Annotated in this window: 17 protein-coding genes; 11 read left to right on the top strand and 6 right to left on the bottom strand. The window is 56.5% G+C overall.

All coding sequences use genetic code 11. The features are described from left to right. Positions 1 to 13: 13 nt before the first annotated feature. From ACEWZM_RS06755 to ACEWZM_RS06745, 3 genes are all read right to left on the bottom strand, one after another. On the bottom strand, positions 14 to 1,603 hold the full coding sequence (locus ACEWZM_RS06755) for a D-alanyl-D-alanine carboxypeptidase family protein (RefSeq protein ID WP_414005711.1): 1,590 nt from the start codon (positions 1,601 to 1,603) through the stop codon (positions 14 to 16). A gap of 318 nt (positions 1,604 to 1,921) precedes the next feature. Beyond that, positions 1,922 to 2,245 carry a hypothetical protein gene (locus tag ACEWZM_RS06750; protein ID WP_414005710.1) on the bottom strand — a complete coding sequence of 108 codons (324 nt, stop codon included), beginning with the start codon at positions 2,243 to 2,245 and terminating at the stop codon, positions 1,922 to 1,924. 38 nt (positions 2,246 to 2,283) lie between these two features. Next, positions 2,284 to 2,997 (bottom strand): HAD family hydrolase, encoded by a 714-nt coding sequence (locus tag ACEWZM_RS06745; RefSeq protein WP_414005709.1) that lies wholly within the window; start codon positions 2,995 to 2,997, stop codon positions 2,284 to 2,286. Positions 2,998 to 3,085: 88 nt separating this feature from the next. Here ACEWZM_RS06745 and clpS point away from each other — a divergent pair, with 88 nt between their 5' ends. The 5 genes from clpS to ACEWZM_RS06720 all read left to right on the top strand — a co-directional run bounded on the left by clpS (position 3,086) and on the right by ACEWZM_RS06720 (position 7,229). Continuing rightward, positions 3,086 to 3,427: an ATP-dependent Clp protease adapter ClpS gene (clpS, locus tag ACEWZM_RS06740; protein ID WP_414005708.1), complete on the top strand. Its 342-nt coding sequence runs from the start codon at positions 3,086 to 3,088 to the stop codon at positions 3,425 to 3,427. A gap of 14 nt (positions 3,428 to 3,441) precedes the next feature. Beyond that, positions 3,442 to 4,434 (top strand): class I SAM-dependent methyltransferase, encoded by a 993-nt coding sequence (locus tag ACEWZM_RS06735; RefSeq protein ID WP_414005707.1) that lies wholly within the window; start codon positions 3,442 to 3,444, stop codon positions 4,432 to 4,434. A 108-nt stretch (positions 4,435 to 4,542) separates the two neighbouring features. Further along, positions 4,543 to 5,346, top strand: a complete 804-nt coding sequence (locus ACEWZM_RS06730; protein ID WP_414005706.1) for an SDR family NAD(P)-dependent oxidoreductase — start codon at positions 4,543 to 4,545, stop codon at positions 5,344 to 5,346. 34 nt (positions 5,347 to 5,380) lie between these two features. Next, positions 5,381 to 6,274: an oxygen-dependent coproporphyrinogen oxidase gene (gene hemF / locus ACEWZM_RS06725; protein WP_414005705.1), complete on the top strand. Its 894-nt coding sequence runs from the start codon at positions 5,381 to 5,383 to the stop codon at positions 6,272 to 6,274. A gap of 115 nt (positions 6,275 to 6,389) precedes the next feature. After that, positions 6,390 to 7,229 (top strand): glycoside hydrolase family 25 protein, encoded by an 840-nt coding sequence (locus ACEWZM_RS06720; RefSeq protein WP_414005704.1) that lies wholly within the window; start codon positions 6,390 to 6,392, stop codon positions 7,227 to 7,229. Between the two features lie 82 nt (positions 7,230 to 7,311). Here ACEWZM_RS06720 and hemC read toward each other — a convergent pair whose 3' ends face one another. Continuing rightward, entirely contained in the window at positions 7,312 to 8,274 is a 963-nt protein-coding gene (hemC, locus tag ACEWZM_RS06715) for a hydroxymethylbilane synthase (RefSeq protein WP_414005703.1), read from the bottom strand. A gap of 110 nt (positions 8,275 to 8,384) precedes the next feature. Here hemC and hemE point away from each other — a divergent pair, with 110 nt between their 5' ends. Together hemE and ACEWZM_RS06705 are read left to right on the top strand one after the other, a co-directional pair. Beyond that, the gene (gene hemE, locus ACEWZM_RS06710) at positions 8,385 to 9,419 is read left to right on the top strand and encodes a uroporphyrinogen decarboxylase (protein WP_414005702.1); all 1,035 of its coding nucleotides are present in this window, start codon (positions 8,385 to 8,387) and stop codon (positions 9,417 to 9,419) included. A 90-nt stretch (positions 9,420 to 9,509) separates the two neighbouring features. Further along, positions 9,510 to 9,677 carry a hypothetical protein gene (locus tag ACEWZM_RS06705; RefSeq protein ID WP_414005701.1) on the top strand — a complete coding sequence of 56 codons (168 nt, stop codon included), beginning with the start codon at positions 9,510 to 9,512 and terminating at the stop codon, positions 9,675 to 9,677. Between the two features lies 1 nt (position 9,678). Here ACEWZM_RS06705 and ACEWZM_RS06700 read toward each other — a convergent pair whose 3' ends face one another. Beyond that, the gene (locus ACEWZM_RS06700; protein WP_414005700.1) at positions 9,679 to 10,779 is read right to left on the bottom strand and encodes a CaiB/BaiF CoA transferase family protein; all 1,101 of its coding nucleotides are present in this window, start codon (positions 10,777 to 10,779) and stop codon (positions 9,679 to 9,681) included. 215 nt (positions 10,780 to 10,994) lie between these two features. Between ACEWZM_RS06700 and ACEWZM_RS06695 the strand changes: the two genes are divergently transcribed. Beyond that, on the top strand, positions 10,995 to 13,196 hold the full coding sequence (locus tag ACEWZM_RS06695; protein WP_414005699.1) for a heavy metal translocating P-type ATPase: 2,202 nt from the start codon (positions 10,995 to 10,997) through the stop codon (positions 13,194 to 13,196). A gap of 32 nt (positions 13,197 to 13,228) precedes the next feature. Here ACEWZM_RS06695 and ACEWZM_RS06690 read toward each other — a convergent pair whose 3' ends face one another. After that, positions 13,229 to 13,423 (bottom strand): SlyX family protein, encoded by a 195-nt coding sequence (locus tag ACEWZM_RS06690; RefSeq protein WP_414005698.1) that lies wholly within the window; start codon positions 13,421 to 13,423, stop codon positions 13,229 to 13,231. A 214-nt stretch (positions 13,424 to 13,637) separates the two neighbouring features. On the opposite strand from ACEWZM_RS06690, the gene hisS reads away from it, so the two are divergent. Genes hisS through hisG form a run of 3 tightly spaced genes read left to right on the top strand, consistent with a single transcriptional unit; the run spans position 13,638 to position 16,904 of the window. Next, entirely contained in the window at positions 13,638 to 15,122 is a 1,485-nt protein-coding gene (hisS, locus tag ACEWZM_RS06685) for a histidine--tRNA ligase (RefSeq protein ID WP_414005697.1), read from the top strand. Positions 15,123 to 15,126: 4 nt separating this feature from the next. Next, a complete protein-coding gene (locus ACEWZM_RS06680) occupies positions 15,127 to 16,215 on the top strand; it encodes an ATP phosphoribosyltransferase regulatory subunit (RefSeq protein ID WP_414005696.1) in 1,089 nt (362 codons plus the stop codon). After that, positions 16,212 to 16,904 carry an ATP phosphoribosyltransferase gene (gene hisG / locus ACEWZM_RS06675; RefSeq protein WP_414005695.1) on the top strand — a complete coding sequence of 231 codons (693 nt, stop codon included), beginning with the start codon at positions 16,212 to 16,214 and terminating at the stop codon, positions 16,902 to 16,904. Before ACEWZM_RS06680 ends, hisG begins: the two co-directional genes overlap by 4 nt. Positions 16,905 to 16,979: the final 75 nt, after the last annotated feature.

Genomic DNA, 16,979 nt, shown 5'->3' with positions numbered 1-16,979 from the left:
TTTCTGCTACCCCTCAGGAGGGGCCGACCGTTTCGCAGGTGATATTGCGGGCGGAGAGGCGGCGGCAGGCGAGAGCCGCACTCTCCTTAGTCATGCCAAGAAAGTTGGCATCAAAGCCACGAGGTGTCCGAACAACTTTGCGCAAACTGCCATCCAATGTCGCCATCTCGGCCAGCGCGGTGCGCAATAGAACTTTTTCAGCCTGATAGCGATTGCCGTAACGTCCGACATTGATACCCCAGTACCGTCCACCGGAGGTCGAAAGGCGGGTCACAACAACCGGTTCAGGCTCTGCGGTGACTTGGTTCTCGGCCAGTCGTGCCGGGCGAGCCATTGGACGCAGGCCAACAAAAGGGCGCGGTTTCACAATCGGTGTGGCTGGTTGTTCGGCGATAGCGGCAATCACTTCTGCCTCAGCAATGGCGGCGGTGATGCTGGCTTGTAAAACGTCGCGATCCAGTTTTAGCGTGGTTTCTGGCGCAACTGCCGCGGTTTCAGAAACCGTTGCGTCGAAGGGCAGCGCATCTGTCTTCGCTTCGGCTAACAGGGTTTGGGTTTCCGGAGCCGCGCTTGCAGGACGTCCTTTGGGCCGCAGGCTGGTTTTTACCAGGCCAGAGACTCGAATTGTCTTGCCGGCACCTGCATTAGGAGTGCTGCTGCTCGAACTGGCCAGCTGGGTACCAAGGCCACGATTACCCTGATACGCCGGGCGGGCAGGGCGGCGAAGCTTGGCGCGCGATGGGGCGCGCCGAAACCCAAGGTCGAGAAGTTCGGCTACCTTAGCATTGCGTGAAGTGGTGGATTTGCCTCCAAAAACTGTTGCGATAATCCGTTCACTGCCCCGTTCGGCAGAGGCTACAAGGTTAAAGCCCGCAGCACGGGTATAACCTGTCTTAATCCCATCAGCGCCGCGATAGGCAGCCAGAAGACGGCGATTGGTATTGGGTACATTCCGCACACCTGCGTCCGTCGATTTGCGTGAGAACAGATTGTAATATTCAGGATAATCATAGAGCAGGTGACGCCCGAGTGTAGTCATATCTCGGGCGGATGACATGTGACCTTTCTGAGTGAGGCCATGCGCATTTTTGAATGTAGTCCTCGACATGCCAAGCGCCTTGGCGGTGCGTGTCATGCGTCGAGCAAAGGCAGCCTCTGACCCGGCCAAAGTTTCACCAATAGCAGTGGCGGCATCATTTGCGGATTTCACCGCAGCAGCCCTGATGAGATAGCGGAAAGCGATACGCTGACCAGTTTTCAAGCCCAGTTTTGAGGGTTGCTCTGAAGCGGCGTTGCGGCTGATTTTTACTTTGGTATCCAAGCTGATCTCGCCGTTTCGCACGGCCTCAAACGCGATGTAGAGCGTCATCATCTTGGTCAGTGATGCTGGGTGAAGCCGGGTATCGGCGTTTCGCGAATGCAAAACCTCGCCGGTGCGCGCATCAATTACCATAGCCGCATAGGGCGCAGCCGTTGAAACGCTGGGCGCAGCCGCGGCCATTGATAGGAAAATAGTCAGTCCCAAGATCCAACGCCCCAAACGGGAACACGCCCGTGGTGCGCCGATCAGCGGAGTCCGCTTGACCTGCACGATATCTGCCATGTTTGCCTCTTGCCGCCGGTTTTCCGACTGACGTTTTTGCCTGTACTAAAACCGTAACACAGGGTTTCTTTCGAATAAACTACGAGGTTTTCAGAAGAAATTGTCATATTGGCAGGTGTCTTCGACATCTAGTGGGTCATCAGCGAAGCGCACACTAGATCGGCGGTTGGTTAAGGAAGTGTTAGCGAAAAAACTTGTGGTGATCCCTTGAATCAGCGGTTACGTGCTGGCTTTTGATGCCGTGATGCAACAACGCAAACCCATAAATCCGGCTAAGAATCGGTTTGGAGGGCAGTCCGGTGAATTATTTGGCATTGATCAGGGATGCTGCCCTGTTGTGTAGAACGGACCAAAGTAATTGAGTTCCAGTGAGAAGGCGCAGGCCGCAGGGATTCGCGCGGTGACAGCGGTCTTTAGCGCCTCCAGCAAGGTATTGGAAAAATCTGCATCACGGTGCGGTTTCACCAGGACGGATACCGTCGCGGCTACATGGGTGTGATGATAACTGTCGGTCGGATAGCCGCGCCCTTTGCAATCGCCTGAACCAGAATCGTGAGACAAGATCACTTGTTCAATTTCGGCAAGGATCGCAGGAATGTCGAGATCCAGGTCACTAGTGTATTTGATTTCGGCATGAGGCATCGGTGCATCCGTTTCTACAGTCTTGGATTATGCTTGAGTTAGGTAATCTCGGCAGCCAGTGCGGGCAACGCGCCGAGGTTGGGGATTTCCATGTATCGTGGGCTGTGATCTGGTGCCGGCGCATACTCGACCTCCCAAACCAGTCCATGTGGAACGTATATGCCCCAGCCGCCGGCTTCGATGACAGGCACCACATCGGAGCGCATGGAATTGCCAACCATCATCGACCGTTCAGGGCCGTCACCATGGCGGTTGAAGATGTCCACATATATCTCCGGGGTTTTCTCCGATACGATCTCGACCCCGTCGAACAACCCACCCAATCCTGACTGCGCCAACTTACGTTCTTGGTCCAGAAGGTCGCCCTTGGTTATCAGAACCACGCGATGACTTTCCGACAGAACTTCCACTGCGGCGCGAGCGCTTGGCAACAATTCTATCGGATAAGAGAGCATCATTTGTCCCGCGACGATCAGCTCTTGAATAACACTGGCGGGTACACGGGCATTGGTCACCTCTATGGCAGTTTCAATCATCGATAGGGTGAATCCCTTTACGCCATAGCCATAGCGCCCGAGGTTCTGTTTCTCGGCGGCCAACAATCGTTCGGCCAACGTATGAGAATCAACGTTATCCGGGACGTGGTCGATGAGCAGTTCGGCAAAGCGATCTTGGGTAATGCGGAAAAATCGTTCATTATGCCAAAGGGTATCATCGGCATCGAAGCCAATTGTTGTCAATTTTCGGGTCAATCTGACACTCGCAATCCCTTTTCCTATCCGTAGGAAAGGCTATATAAGCGGGACACCAAAATCCATCCAAGATCGGAAGTCTGAGCCAATGTTGTCTACGCCAGTTATGATGTCGGATCATTCAGATGACGACACCGATCTCGGTGTCTTGACCAAGACCCGGCCAAAAACGCAGCGCCCGCCGCGTTATAAAGTGCTGCTGTTGAACGACGACTATACGCCAATGGAATTCGTGGTGATGGTTCTGGAACGCTTCTTCAACATGACCCACGCCGAGGCGTTTGAAGTCATGCTGACAGTGCACAAAAAAGGTGTAGCAATTGTAGGCGTGTTCAGCCACGAGATCGCCGAAACCAAGGTGGGGCAAGTGATGGATTTTGCCCACCGCCATCAGCATCCGTTGCAGTGCACGATGGAAAAAGAAGAATAATACGAGGCTATTATATGTCTGTTCGCCTGTCCTTGGCCGTCGAGACGGGCGGATATTCCGTGCCCGAAACCGGCCGTATCGCGGTGTTTCACCCCGCGTCCGATATTGATCTATCGTCACTGCCGAAGGACCGCGTGTTGGTCATCCAGCCGTTTGCACCTGATCATGCCGCCCTAAGCGCCGGAGGATTTGATTGCGTGCCTGAGTTGCCCGCAGGTGAACGCTTTTCCGCGGCGGTTGTCTTCTTGTCGCGCGCAAAGGCATTGAGCCGTGCAGCATTGGCTACGGCGGCAGACGTCAGCGATGGACCGGTGTTGGTTGACGGCGGTAAGACTGATGGCATCGATTCGGTGATCAAGGCTCTGCGCGCTCGCGCCGAAATTTCAGCACCAATTTCCAAAGCGCATGGCAAAACATTCTGGTTTGATGCGACAACAACTGATCTGAGCGATTGGCTGGCTGCGCCTACTCAGATCGAGAATGGATATCAGACGGCACCGGGGGTGTTCTCCGCAGACGGCATCGACCCGGCATCGGCCCTCTTGGTTGCGGCATTGCCGGAGAAACTGGGCCGTAGTGTGGTCGATCTGGGGGCTGGCTGGGGCTATCTTTCGGCCACGGTCTTGCTACGTGGGAGTGTGGAGACCCTGCATCTGGTCGAGGCCGATCACAGTGCATTAAACTGCGCACAGCAGAACGTGAGTGACCCGCGTGCGCAGTTCCACTGGGCGGATGCGCGTAGTTGGCAGGCACCAGATCGTGTTGATTGCGTTGTATCCAACCCGCCTTTCCATACTGGCCGAACGGCAGAGCCCTCGCTCGGGCAGGCCTTTATCACAGCGGCCTCGGGAATGCTTGCGCCATCCGGGTCACTTTGGATCGTTGCGAACCGACATCTGCCTTATGAGGCGACGCTTGCCGAGCAATTCGTGACAGTGAGCGAGACAGCAGGTGACAATCGTTTCAAGGTGCTACACGCAAGTCGGCCCCGACGCCACCGCCGCTGATAGCCAGTTCTTGGCAAAGGGTGGTTCCCTTGTTTCAGTCTGCAGTCTAGGTTGCGGGCAACGGGGCAGGCCGCAGGCGCGTCCTTAGGATCCTGACGGAGATCATTCATGTCTTTTTCGATATCTGGCAAAACGGCGATCGTTACAGGTTCAGCCAGTGGCATAGGCTTGGCCATCGGTAAGCAATTTGCAGCGGCGGGAGCCAATGTCATGTTTGCCGACACTGATGAGACCGCGTTGCTGAGCGAACTGGGGACACAAGCAGACGAAAGCAATATCCGTTACTTTGCTGGAGATCTGCGCGAACGGTTGACCATTGCAAACCTTCTATCCGCAACTATCGATGCATTCGATGAGGTGGACATTCTGGTCAATGGCGCGCGGCAAGTTGTACCGACCGATCCTCTGGACCCTGAGGACCAATCAATGGAACTCCTGCTCAATGAAACCCTGTTGCCGACCATGCGCCTTTCTCAACAGGTGGCGCGTCGCATGATCAAACAGGGAGAGCAGCGCGACAGTAGCGGGCCGAATGGGGCGATTATCAACCTGTCGTCGATTGCCGCGCGGCGGTCTCATCCGGAATTGATGGCTTATTGCGTTGCATCTGCTGCGCTGGACCAGCTGACTCGATCACTGTCAGTGTCGCTCGCACCACATCGGATCCGGGTCAATTCTATTGCATTTGGATCCGTTATGAGCGCCTCAATGCAAGCCACGCTCAAGGACAATCGCGCCTATCGGCAGGACATCGAGCGGCATACGCCTCTGGGTCGGATCGCCTCACCCACCGAATTGACAGAGGCGGCGCAATTCCTGGCGTCTGATGCGGCCGCCTTTATGACCGGACAGATCGTTACATTGGATGGTGGGCGCACACTGCTGGACACTGTAGCCGTACCGGTCCACTAACCCAATTCCCCTTCCTGCTGACATAGGTCGCCAGATGAGCAACGATATGATCGACGAAAAGGCCCGCGCGGTGGTCTGGTTCAAATCCCTGCGGGACAAGATTGTCGCCGCTTTCGAGACTCTTGAGGACAGCCACGAGAGCGGACCTCTTAGCGATCAGCCCGCTGGTCGCTTCGAAGTCAGCGAGACGTCACGTAACTCAGATGATGGTGGCGACGCTGGAGGCGGTCTGATGAGTGTGATGCGTGGTGGTCGCGTGTTTGAAAAGGTCGGCGTCAATATCTCTGAGGTGTACGGCACACTTGGTACCCGGGCTCAATCCGCGATGGCGGCTCGCAAAGGCATTCCGGGTATGCAGGGTGATCCCCGGTTTTGGGCATCAGGTATTTCTCTGGTCGCACATATGCAGAACCCGCATGCCCCTGCCGTCCATATGAACACCCGGATGTTCTGGACCCCGCATGCATGGTGGTTCGGCGGTGGCTCGGACCTCAACCCGTGCATTGAATACGATGAGGACATCGCTCATTTTCATCGCACACAGGAACAGCATCTGGTTGCTCATGGTCAGGATTTGTACCCGAGCCTTAAGAAATGGGCGGATGAGTATTTCTATATCCCTCACCGCCATCGAGCACGCGGCGTCGGCGGCATATTCATGGATGATCGCAATAGCGGTGATTGGGAAGCGGATTTTGCTTTAACGCAGGATATCGGCCGCGCGTTCTTACCGGCCTATATGCCGTTGGTCGAAAAACGTAAGGGCCTAGACTTCGGGATGACGGAAAAGGACGTCCAGCTGGTGCATCGTGGGCTCTATGCAGAATATAATCTCGTTTATGATCGGGGCACAAAGTTTGGGCTGGAAACCGGTCATGACGCCAACGCGGTATTGATGAGTCTACCGCCCATGGCGAAGTGGGTCTGACGTTGCGGGTTTTTGCTGATTGCAGCAGGCCTCTATTTTGGTCATTGCTCTGACCGATCTGTCACGCTTTACTTTACCAAAGCGCGACAATGCGCACAGAGCAGGGCAGATCCGGATGAGCAAGTTTTGGCTGATAGGTGCAGGCATGCTGGTGCTGGCCGCATGCGCGTCACGGACAACGCCTGTTGACCCTCCTTCGCCTTCTCTTGGCCGGCCTGTACAGCCCGGTGAAACCGCTGCTACATCGGCAGCTGCGAGGGCGCGGCTGATCACCCATCCCAAATTTGCCGACAATGATCCACACCCATGGGAGGGGCGCACCCCTTGGTCCTATCCGATCCATGGCATCGACGTTTCGCGTTGGCAGGGGGATATCGACTGGCGGCGAGCCAAGGCATCCGGCATCAGCTTTGCCTATATCAAGGCGACGGAGGGTGGCGATCTCGCTGACCCTAGGTTCCGGGATCACTGGAGCGGAGCGCGACGAGCCGGGGTTAAACGCGGGGCCTATCACTATTTTTATTTCTGCCGTCCTGCAGCTGAGCAGGCACGCTGGTTCATTCGCCATGTTCCCCGTGATAGCCAAGCTCTGCCGCATGTCTTGGATATGGAATGGACACCGCATTCGCGCACCTGCACGAAACGTCCCGCTGGCAGCAAGGTTCGCGCTGAGGCCGATCGCTTTCTGGACATACTTGAGGCGCACTATGGCCGCCGACCCGTGATTTACACCACTGTTGATTTTTATCGTGACACCGGGATTGGCCGCCTACGGGGCACCGAGTTCTGGTTGAGGTCTGTCGCTGATCACCCTCATGTCACCTATCCGGGCGCGCTTTGGCGGTTCTGGCAATATACTGGGACTGGGCGTGTCCCCGGAATTGATGGCAATGTTGATCTGAACGTCTTTGGCGGTGGGCCGGAGCGTTGGCTGCGCTGGTCGGGGCAAATCTGAGCCCCACCGCTCTCTCACAACATTATTGCGCGCGGAATTTTCCGGCGCTTAGAGCATAGCTTCGCACCATTGGCTTTAGCCGTTACCGCTTCCAGTCGAAAAAACCTGGACCAGCCTGCGTTAGCAATTTTTCCGCCATGTCGCGACCCAACTGGGCACCATTTTCTATTGGGCAGGTTTGGTCATCGCTGATGGCTTCTGATCCGTCAGGACGCAGCACCTCCCCGCGCAATCGCAGTGTGCCTCCGTCCAGAGTAGCGAGCCCGGCGATAGGTGTTTCACAGGAGCCGTCCAGTGCCGCAAGGAATGCGCGTTCTGCTGTTAGACGTTGACCTGTTTCACGGTCGTGCAGCGCCGCCAACATGTCGCCAGTGCGTATGTCGCCTTGTCGTCTTTCAATCCCGATGGCTCCCTGGGCTACAGCGGGTAACATTTCCTCGGGCGGAATGGCGGTCGCCGGAACTTGATCAGCAGCCAGACGGTTCAGCCCGGCCATCGCAAGAAACGTACATTCGGCGACACCATCATTCAGTTTGGTAAGTCGGGTCTGCACATTGCCACGAAACTCCACAACGTTGAGATCGGGGCGACGGTGCAGGAGTTGCGCACGCCGCCGCAGGGATGAGGTGCCGACAACTGCGCCTACACGTAGATCCGCGATGGCGGACACCTCGGGAGAGATAAACGCATCCCGTACATCTTCGCGCGGCAGATAGGTGTCCAGCAGCAGGCCAGCGGGCTGCGCCACCGGCATGTCCTTCATCGAATGCACTGCAATGTCGATCGCGCCGGACAAAAGATCTTCTTCTATCTCCTTCGTAAACAGCCCTTTTCCACCCACTTCCTTTAGCGGTTTGTCGGCCGCAATCAGCGCTTGATTGTCGCCGCTGGTCTTAATGACAACGATCTCAAAAGCGTCTTGCGGAAGATCGAATGCGGCGCTCAGCCGGGCGCGGGTTTCGTGTGCTTGGGCCAGTGCGAGTGGCGAACCGCGGGTGCCAATTTTCAGGGGCGAGGCGGGGGAGGGCAGATCGATCTGTGTCATGTACTGACCCTTAATCGCGACATAATGCCATGACAAGCGCTGGCCCCGGTACCCTTGACAATTTGCCGCCAAGGCTAGACCTCAATTGCGACAACGAAATGAGGGTGACCATGTCCGAACAGAAAAAGCTGCTGCGCGCATTGGCGGGCGATACACAAGATGTGCCGCCAATCTGGATGATGCGCCAGGCAGGTCGCTACTTGCCGGAATACCGCGCAACGCGGGCCAAGGCCGGCGACTTTCTGTCGCTATGCTATAACCCTGAACTGGCGACCGAGGTGACGCTGCAACCGATCCGACGCTATGGATTTGATGCGGCGATTCTGTTTGCTGATATACTGCTGGTGCCGCAAGCGTTGGGCGCGGATCTTTGGTTTGTTACCGGCGAGGGTCCGCGCTTGTCGACCATCACCACTGAAGCGGATTTTGCCAAACTGGGGCCTGTCAGTGATATCGACGAGACGCTCAACCCGATCTACGAAACGGTGCGTCTCTTGTCGCAGTCGCTACCGGCCGAGACGACTTTGATTGGTTTTGCCGGCGCACCTTGGACTGTGGCAACCTATATGATCGCTGGCAAAGGCACGCCGGATCAGGGCCCTGCGCATCTGCTGCGTGAGGAAAATAATTCTCTGTTTGAGGCATTGCTGGCCCGGATCACAGAAGCAACGATTGAATATCTGTCGATGCAGATCAAAGCTGGTGCTGAAGTAGTTAAGATCTTTGACAGCTGGGCGGGATCGCTGCGCGGAGATGCGTTTGAGAAATATGCCTTGGAACCGTGTCGTCAGATCGTAGCCGCATTGAAGCAACGCCACCCCAATATCCCTGTCATTGGTTTTCCGCGAGAGGCAGGCGAGAAGTACATTGGTTTTGCCAACACAACAGGTGTGGATTGCGTGGCGCTTGATAACTCGGTGGATCCCGAATGGGCGGCTGCAAATGTCCAGGTTGATGGCTGTGTGCAGGGAAATCTTGCGTCCCGGCACATGGTTTCTGGGGGGCAGGACTTGATCGATGACACCCGTCGAATTGTCAAAGCCTTTGGGAACGGGCCGCATGTCTTTAATCTTGGGCATGGGATCACGCCTGATGCGGATCCTGACAATGTGCAGCTGATGATCGATACGGTCCGTGGCGGCTGAACAATTGGTCCTGTAGCACACTGTTCTCTTGCGCGCTGAGGCCAACTGCGGCATCAGCGCCTTTTCCAATCAGGCCGAAAGGGCATTTCGATGGATTACAAGAAATCTGGCAACGCGAAACAGGGTAAGAACCGTCCGCGTCACCAAGAGCATAATGCCAAAGGCACAAACAAGAACCCTTATGGCGCGCGTGAAACCAAGTCCGAGTTATTGACACGGATGAAGGCGGCGGCTGAGAAGTCAAAGCAAGGCGACTGATTTAGCGCCGCCTCTGCCTCAACTCTTCTAGTATCTCCTTGGTATGCTGGCCTCGCCCCGGGGCCGGTGGTGCCACCCAAGGTTCCTGACCGGAAAACCGTGGCGCTGGGGCCGCCTGAAGACCGTTTGCACCCATGACCCATGTATTGCGTTGGTTCATCGGGTGATTGCTGGCCTCTTCCGGCGATAGCACAGGTGTGACGCAAGCATCAGTACCCGCGAAAATGCTTGCCCAATGATCGCGTGGCTGCTGAACAAAGAGCCCCGCCAATCGCGCAGCCAGAACTGGCCATAGTTCTTTATCGTGTTGTGACGAAAATTGCGGATCTTCGCTTAAATCAAGAAGCGACAGAAACTCCGCATAGAACTGGGATTCTAAGCATTGGACGCTGATGTTACCTCCATCTGCGCAGGTGTAGCAACGGCTCCAATGGGGCCCATCAAGCAAGCTTGCTCCACGGGTTGTGGTAAACTGCCCTGATTGCTGCAACGTCATCAGAAGGTTCATCATATGGGCCGAGCCATCGTAGATCGCGGAATCCACCACACACCCGGCTGAAGCGCCATCTGTAGCGCTGTCGCGCGCTACGAGTGCTGCGAGAATACCGGCCACTAGATACAGCGCGCCGCCGCCTATGTCGCCTATCAGGGTGGCTGGCGGATGGGGCGGGGTTCCGGGCTCCGCATCGTACCAAAGGGCACCCGAAAGAGCGACATAATTCAGATCATGGCCCGCAGTATGAGCCAGCAGGCTGTCTTGCCCCCAGCCAGTCATACGACCGTAGATCAGTGCAGGATTGCGGGCATGGCAGATAGCGGGCCCGAGGCCGAGCCGCTCCATCACGCCGGGGCGAAAGCCCTCGACCAGTGCATCTGCGGTTTTGATCAATTGGAGCAGAGTCTCCTTGTCTCTATCGGATTTCAAATCCAGTGTGACGGAGCGCTTGCCGCGATCGATGATGGGGTAAGGGGGCACTAGGTCGCCGTTGCTAGTTTTGCGATGAACACAAATGACATCGGCGCCAAGATCAGCCAACATCATAGAGGCAAAGGGTGCCGGACCCAGTCCTTCGATTTCAATGATGCGAATTCCTTGCAGCACGGGCAGGCTCCTCTGTCGTGGCGTTGACCTCTCAGTGGTCATATCTCCAGCGTAGCGGTTTTGTGCCAGTACCCAACAAGGCCGTTGCGGCACATAGGTAAAAAGGCCATTTCTGAAGCCCTCAATATTACTGAAAAAACTTCTTGAAGCTCTAGTGGCTAGAGCAATTACAAACCCAACTGACTCGAGATATAGACAGGAAAGGTCGCGTAGAAATGGCCAAGGATACATACGAGCAGTTGGAGTGGCGGATAGCAGGAATGGATTGCGGGGCCTGCGCATCCAAGGTGCGTGGTGCGGTTGAACGGCTGCCGGGCGTCAGTAGTGTTGAGGTCACCACTATGGCTGAGCGGCTGCGGCTCGATCTGGATCCGGAACAGGGATCGGCTGACGCAATTGAAAAGGTCGTTCGTGGGCTGGGGTATAGCGTCACTCCGCGAATCGGTTTTGATGGCCATGCCGACGCCGCGACGTCGGAACCCTATTGTAGCAGTGAAATGGGCGGCCACACTCAGGGGGCAACCACAACGGGTGATTTGCCTTGGCATAGCAGCAAAAAAGGACGGCTGTTGTTGGGCACCGGGGCCTTGTTGGCCATTGCGTGGGCGACTAAACTACTTGCATCGCCCAACGTAGGTCTATGGGCCTTTATGCTGGCAACGCTGATCGGCGTTGCACCTGTGGCACGCCGCGCATTTGCTATGTTACGGGCGGGAATGCCCTTCACTATCGAAATGCTGATGACGATTGCTGCGCTTGGCGCTTTGTTCATCGGTGCTGCGGAAGAGGCCGCTCTGGTGGTTTTTCTGTTTGCTGTGGGTGAAATGCTGGAGGGGCTGGCGGCGAATAAGGCGCGGGATGGTATTCGTGCGTTGACGGAATTGGTACCGAAAACGGCACTGATTGAAGTTAATGGCGCGTTGAAAGAGATCGCGGCTGGGCGATTGTTGAAGGGGCAAACGGTTGTTGTGCGGCCGGGCAGCCGTGTACCTGCTGACGGCGAGGTTATTGCTGGTATTTCGGGCGTTGATGAAAGCCCGGTCACCGGTGAAAGCGTGCCACGGCTTAAAGAACCCGGATCGGAGGTCTTTGCCGGATCTATCAATGCGGAGTCGGTACTGCGGGTACGGGTTACTCGGGCAGCCGCAGACAACACCATTTCCCGGATCATTCGTCTTGTCGAAGAAGCAGAGAGTGCCCGCGCCCCGACTGAGCGTTTCATAGACCGATTTAGCCGGATCTATATGCCAATCATCGTTGGGATTGCTCTGCTGGTGGCTCTTGTGCCGCCGCTCGTGTTTGGGTCGAATTGGGAAATCTGGATCTATCGGGCACTTGCTCTGCTATTGATCGGTTGCCCCTGTGCGCTGGTGATCAGTGTGCCTGCAGCGATTGCGTCGGCGCTCTCTGCCGGAGCGCGCAATGGGATCTTGTTGAAAGGCGGCGCAGTGATTGAGGCTGCGGCACGTACTACCCATGTGGCATTTGACAAGACTGGTACGCTAACCCGTGGACGACCTGAGGTTACCGATGTTGTGGGGGTTGAGGCAAGCGAAGATCAAGTCCTGGCGTTGGCAGCGGCTGTCGAACGGGAGTCCAGTCATCCGTTGGCAAAGGCAATATGCGCACAGGCAATAGATGCTGGAGTGGATATTCCTCTTGGGCATGAGGCCTATGCCGTGCCCGGGAAAGGGGCTGCGGCTAAAGTTCAGTTGGTCATGATCATCGTGGGTTCCCCCCGCTTTGCAGCTGAAACGGGTGTGACGACCAATTTGGTCACGGCACAGGTGACTGAGTTGGAATCCCAGGGAAAGACTGTTGTTGTGGTATTCAGTGACCAGATGCTCTACGGGCTGATCGCTCTCAGGGATGAACCTCGCGAAGATGCCGCAGTAGCGATCGAGCAGCTTAAGCAGATGGACATCAAACCGATCATGCTTACAGGTGATAATGCGCGAACGGGGCGGGCCATCGCCGGACAATTGTCTATGGATCACTGTGCAGAATTGATGCCCGAGGATAAGGTAGCAGCTCTGCAAGAACTGGCTCAAAACAAAGATGTCATGATGGTGGGGGACGGTATCAATGACGCTCCTGCCCTGGCGACGGCGCGGGTCGGGGTGGCGATGGGATCCGGCACCGATGTGGCACTAGAGACCGCAGATGCTGCTATCTTACGCAACCGCGTCAGCGATGTAGTCGGCACCATTCGGCTCTCGCGTGCCACAATGCGCAATATTCGCCAGAATGTTGCTTTGGCGTTGGGTCTGAAGGGTGTTTTTTTGGTGACTTCGGTTCTGGGAGTTACCGGCCTGTGGATTGCGATCCTCGCTGATACCGGAGCGACGGTTCTGGTCACACTGAATGCCCTGCGCTTGCTTGCCTTCACCCCTGCGCAGGGCAATGCGGACAGCTGACAGCCCGAAAATTGGGCTATCGTTTGATCGCATCAGTAGTGGGGCGGGCGTTCATCCCCAATCACTACGCCGCCACCACCGTCTTGCTCGCGGGAGGCTTCTCTTTGGAACAGCATGGCGACACGATGGGTCAGCCGGTCAATCTCAGATTGCTGTCGGTTGACCACCTCGCTCAGATCTTCGACGCTCCGTGTTAGGTGGGCGATCTTTTCTTCCAGATGTTGCATTGGTCTCTCCCTTTCGGCTTGGCGCTGTCATAGGGCCAGTCGCGTTCGGGGTCTATGCTTGGCTGCATTCAGATAGTGGACTGCGGTGCAAGGGTATCAGGCAAAACAGGCGTTGTCGTAGGTGGCGTACGCTCTGCCTCCTTGCTGTTGGGCCGCCCTTGGGCTAGACCGCCGGGCGAGTATCTGACCCATTTGACACCCCGAGGAGGCCAAGATGGCCAAAGTCAAGAAACAGCCCCGCCCCAAGGCAGTTACGCCCAAGGGTTTCCGTGACTATTTCGGCGAAGAGGTGAGCCAGCGCAGCGAGATGCTGCGCGCCATCGCGGGTGTGTACCATCATTACGGGTTTGATGCGCTGGAAACTTCGGCTGTGGAAACGGTAGAGGCGCTCGGCAAATATTTGCCCGATGTTGATCGTCCAAACGAAGGCGTATTTGCATGGCAGGAATACGATGAAAGTGACGATGGCGACTGGATGGCGCTGCGCTATGATCTGACTGCACCATTGGCGCGTGTTTATGCCCAGCATCGCAACGATCTGCCAACCCCCTATCGCCGCTATGCGATGGGCCCTGTTTGGCGCAATGAAAAGCCCGGCCCAGGGCGGTATCGTCAGTTCTATCAGTGTGATGCTGATACGGTCGGCACGGCCTCTATGGCAGCGGATGCAGAGATCTGCATGATGCTGTCCGATACGCTTGAGAAGGTTGGCATCCCACGTGGCGACTATCTGGTGCGCGTCAACAACCGCAAGGTTCTGGATGGCATCTTGGAAGCCATTTCTGTTACTGATCCGAACCAGCGCGAAGCCGTAATGCGCACAATAGATAAGTTTGACAAAATAGGTTCGGAGGGAGTTGCACAGCTTCTAAATGAAGGTCGGCTTGATGCTTCTGGAGCTTACATCGATGGTGTCGGATTAACTCAAGAACAGATCTGGCCAGTGATTTCCTTTCTTACGGCCAAATCAGATACTGTGGCAGAGACCATGACCAACCTGCGCGCTGCCGTGGGCGACAGCAAGGTCGGCCAGGAGGGCATTGCCGAGCTGGAACTGATGGGCGCGCTCTTTGCCGCTGCGGGCTATGGCGACGACCGCATCCTGATAGACCCCTCCATCGTGCGCGGGCTTGGCTATTACACCGGCCCGGTGTTCGAGGCGGAGCTGACTTTCGAGATCTTCGATGAGAAAGGCCGCAAACGTCAGTTCGGCTCGGTTGCGGGTGGGGGGCGCTATGACGGTCTGGTGAAACGCTTCACCGGGCAAGAGGTCCCTGCGGTGGGTCTGTCCATCGGCGTTGACCGCTTGCTGGCAGCGCTGCGCGAAAAGGGCCGTCTGGCGACGTCTCCCACTGGCCCTGTGGTCGTCACTGTCATGGACCGGGCACGGATGGCGGATTACCAGGCAATGGTGGCCGAGCTACGCAACGCAGGCATCCGTGCGGAGGTTTATCTGGGTAATCCAAAGAACTTCGGCAACCAGCTGAAATACGCGGACAAGCGCAACTCTCCGATAGCGGTGATCGAAGGCGGTGAGGAAAAAGATCGCGGTGTGGTGCAGATCAAGGATCTGATTCTGGGTGCCCGGATTGCAGAGAATGCAACTTTGGAAGAGTGGAAAGAACGTCCCAGTCAATTTGAAGTGGGCCGTGGCGATCTTGTTGCCAAAGTGCGCGAAATTCTCGCAGGGCAGGGCTGATATCATGACTGATAGACGAAGCGCCCTGGCATTGGCCGCCCGGCTGCGCATGAGCTTTGAGGCGGCCGGCGCCCAAGTGGTGGAACCTCCGTTCCTGCAACCGGCCGAGACATTGCTTGATCTCTATGGAGAAGACATCCGCGCCCGTGCCTATGTGACCTCTGACGCGTTGCGCGGAGAGCAGATGTTGCGACCAGATTTCACCGTGCCAGTGGTGCAAATGCATATGCGAGACGGCGCAGAGCCTGCCCGCTATACCTATTCCGGAGAGGTGTTTCGCCGTCAGGAACACGATGAAGACCGGGCGAACGAATATCTACAAGTTGGGTATGAGGTCTTTGAACGCAATGATCCTGCTCGCTCCGACGCGGAGGTTTTTGCGCTGATTGCACTGCAGCTCCGCGGCCTGCCTGTGCATGCTGCGACCGGCGATATTGGGATCTTGATGGCTGCGGTACAGGGGCTCAATACCACCAAACTGCGCAAAGCTGCGTTAATGCGCCATATCTGGAGGCCACGCCGGTTCCGTGCGATGTTGGATCAGTTTGCCGGACGCAGCCCAATTGCGGAAAGCCGTCGTAAACTATTGTCTACCGAAGGAGTATTAACCGGTCAGGTACCCGCTATCGGCAAGCGCCGCCCGGCGGAGATCAATGACCGGGTCGATGCCCTGCGTGCTGATGCCGCTGCACCGCCGATCGCTGAGAATGAACTGACCGCGTTAGAGGCTTTGATGGGGGTACGCGAGACCATTCCCTATGCCACCGAGCAGCTTCGTGACATTGCGGTAGACTTGCCTGCGATCAATCCGGCGTTGGATCGGTTAGACGCACGTACCGCAGCGATGAAAGCCCGTGGTATCGATGTCGACAACCTTGATTTTGAGGCGTCATATGGGCGGACATCAATGGAATACTATGATGGTTTTGTCTTTGGATTTTATGCGGATAGTCGTCCGGATCTGCCGGCGCTCGCCAGCGGTGGCCGTTATGATGCCCTAACACGGCATCTGGGCCAGGGAGCAGAAATCCCTGCCGTCGGCGGTGTTGTTCGCCCCGATCTGGTTCTGCAGTTGGAAGGTGTGAAATCATGAGCCTGAAGCTTGGTGTGCCGTCCAAGGGGCGGCTGATGGACAAGACCTTCGAGTGGTTCGCCAAGCGTGGTATCACGCTGTCGCGTACTGGATCTGACCGTGAGTATGCCGGCGTTGTCGAGGGTATCGGCGGTATAGATCTGGTGCTTTTGTCGGCGGGCGAAATGCCGCGTGAACTGGCCGCTGGACGTATTCACCTGGGGGTGACTGGCACCGATTTGGTGCAGGAAAAACTACCACTCTGGGAGCAGCAGGTTGAAGAGATCGCGTGCCTCGGATTTGGGCATGCCGATCTTATTCTGGCAGTTCCGCAGATCTGGGTTGACGTGGAAACTCTGGATGATTTGGACGCCGTTGCGGCGGCATTCCGGGCCAAGCATGGTCACCGGCTGCGTATCGCGACCAAATACCACCGCTTGGTGCGCGAGTTTCTGATGGATGCTGGCGTGGCGGACTACCAGCTGGTCGATAGCCAAGGGGCCACTGAAGGCACTGTCAAAAACGAGACCGCTGAAATGGTCGCGGATATTACATCTACGGGTGAAACCTTGCGGGCCAACCATCTGAAATTGATGGCTGACGGGCCGCTCCTGCGATCACAAGCGACCCTGTGGCGTAGCCGCGTTGCTAAATGCACGGTCGAGGAAAAGGCGGTCCTTGGCGACTTGCTGTATCGATTGCACGGTTAAGAGGTCGTAGTCTGTAGGTTCAGGCCTTAGACGCAGATTAGAGTCATTTGTTGTCTGTAGTGAATTAGGCTGTAA

Origin of the sequence: Phaeobacter cretensis (assembly GCF_047372505.1) — a bacterium.
Lineage (GTDB): Bacteria > Pseudomonadota > Alphaproteobacteria > Rhodobacterales > Rhodobacteraceae > Phaeobacter > Phaeobacter cretensis.
Note: the sequence above shows the minus strand (reverse complement) of the source record. Positions and strands in the feature narration are given on the sequence as shown.

What these genes read in the sequence shown, in the direction of transcription:
- clpS (WP_414005708.1), top strand. Translation starts at nt 3,086, where the DNA reads ATGTTGTCTACGCCAGTTATGATGTCGGATCATTCAGATGACGACACC.
- ACEWZM_RS06680 (WP_414005696.1), top strand. Translation starts at nt 15,127, where the DNA reads ATGACTGATAGACGAAGCGCCCTGGCATTGGCCGCCCGGCTGCGCATG.
- hisS (WP_414005697.1), top strand. Translation starts at nt 13,638, where the DNA reads ATGGCCAAAGTCAAGAAACAGCCCCGCCCCAAGGCAGTTACGCCCAAG.
- hemE (WP_414005702.1), top strand. Translation starts at nt 8,385, where the DNA reads ATGTCCGAACAGAAAAAGCTGCTGCGCGCATTGGCGGGCGATACACAA.
- ACEWZM_RS06755 (WP_414005711.1), bottom strand. Translation starts at nt 1,603, where the DNA reads ATGGCAGATATCGTGCAGGTCAAGCGGACTCCGCTGATCGGCGCACCA.
- hemC (WP_414005703.1), bottom strand. Translation starts at nt 8,274, where the DNA reads ATGACACAGATCGATCTGCCCTCCCCCGCCTCGCCCCTGAAAATTGGC.
- hemF (WP_414005705.1), top strand. Translation starts at nt 5,381, where the DNA reads ATGAGCAACGATATGATCGACGAAAAGGCCCGCGCGGTGGTCTGGTTC.
- ACEWZM_RS06705 (WP_414005701.1), top strand. Translation starts at nt 9,510, where the DNA reads ATGGATTACAAGAAATCTGGCAACGCGAAACAGGGTAAGAACCGTCCG.
- ACEWZM_RS06690 (WP_414005698.1), bottom strand. Translation starts at nt 13,423, where the DNA reads ATGCAACATCTGGAAGAAAAGATCGCCCACCTAACACGGAGCGTCGAA.
- ACEWZM_RS06720 (WP_414005704.1), top strand. Translation starts at nt 6,390, where the DNA reads ATGAGCAAGTTTTGGCTGATAGGTGCAGGCATGCTGGTGCTGGCCGCA.
- ACEWZM_RS06735 (WP_414005707.1), top strand. Translation starts at nt 3,442, where the DNA reads ATGTCTGTTCGCCTGTCCTTGGCCGTCGAGACGGGCGGATATTCCGTG.
- ACEWZM_RS06750 (WP_414005710.1), bottom strand. Translation starts at nt 2,245, where the DNA reads ATGCCTCATGCCGAAATCAAATACACTAGTGACCTGGATCTCGACATT.
- ACEWZM_RS06695 (WP_414005699.1), top strand. Translation starts at nt 10,995, where the DNA reads ATGGCCAAGGATACATACGAGCAGTTGGAGTGGCGGATAGCAGGAATG.
- hisG (WP_414005695.1), top strand. Translation starts at nt 16,212, where the DNA reads ATGAGCCTGAAGCTTGGTGTGCCGTCCAAGGGGCGGCTGATGGACAAG.
- ACEWZM_RS06730 (WP_414005706.1), top strand. Translation starts at nt 4,543, where the DNA reads ATGTCTTTTTCGATATCTGGCAAAACGGCGATCGTTACAGGTTCAGCC.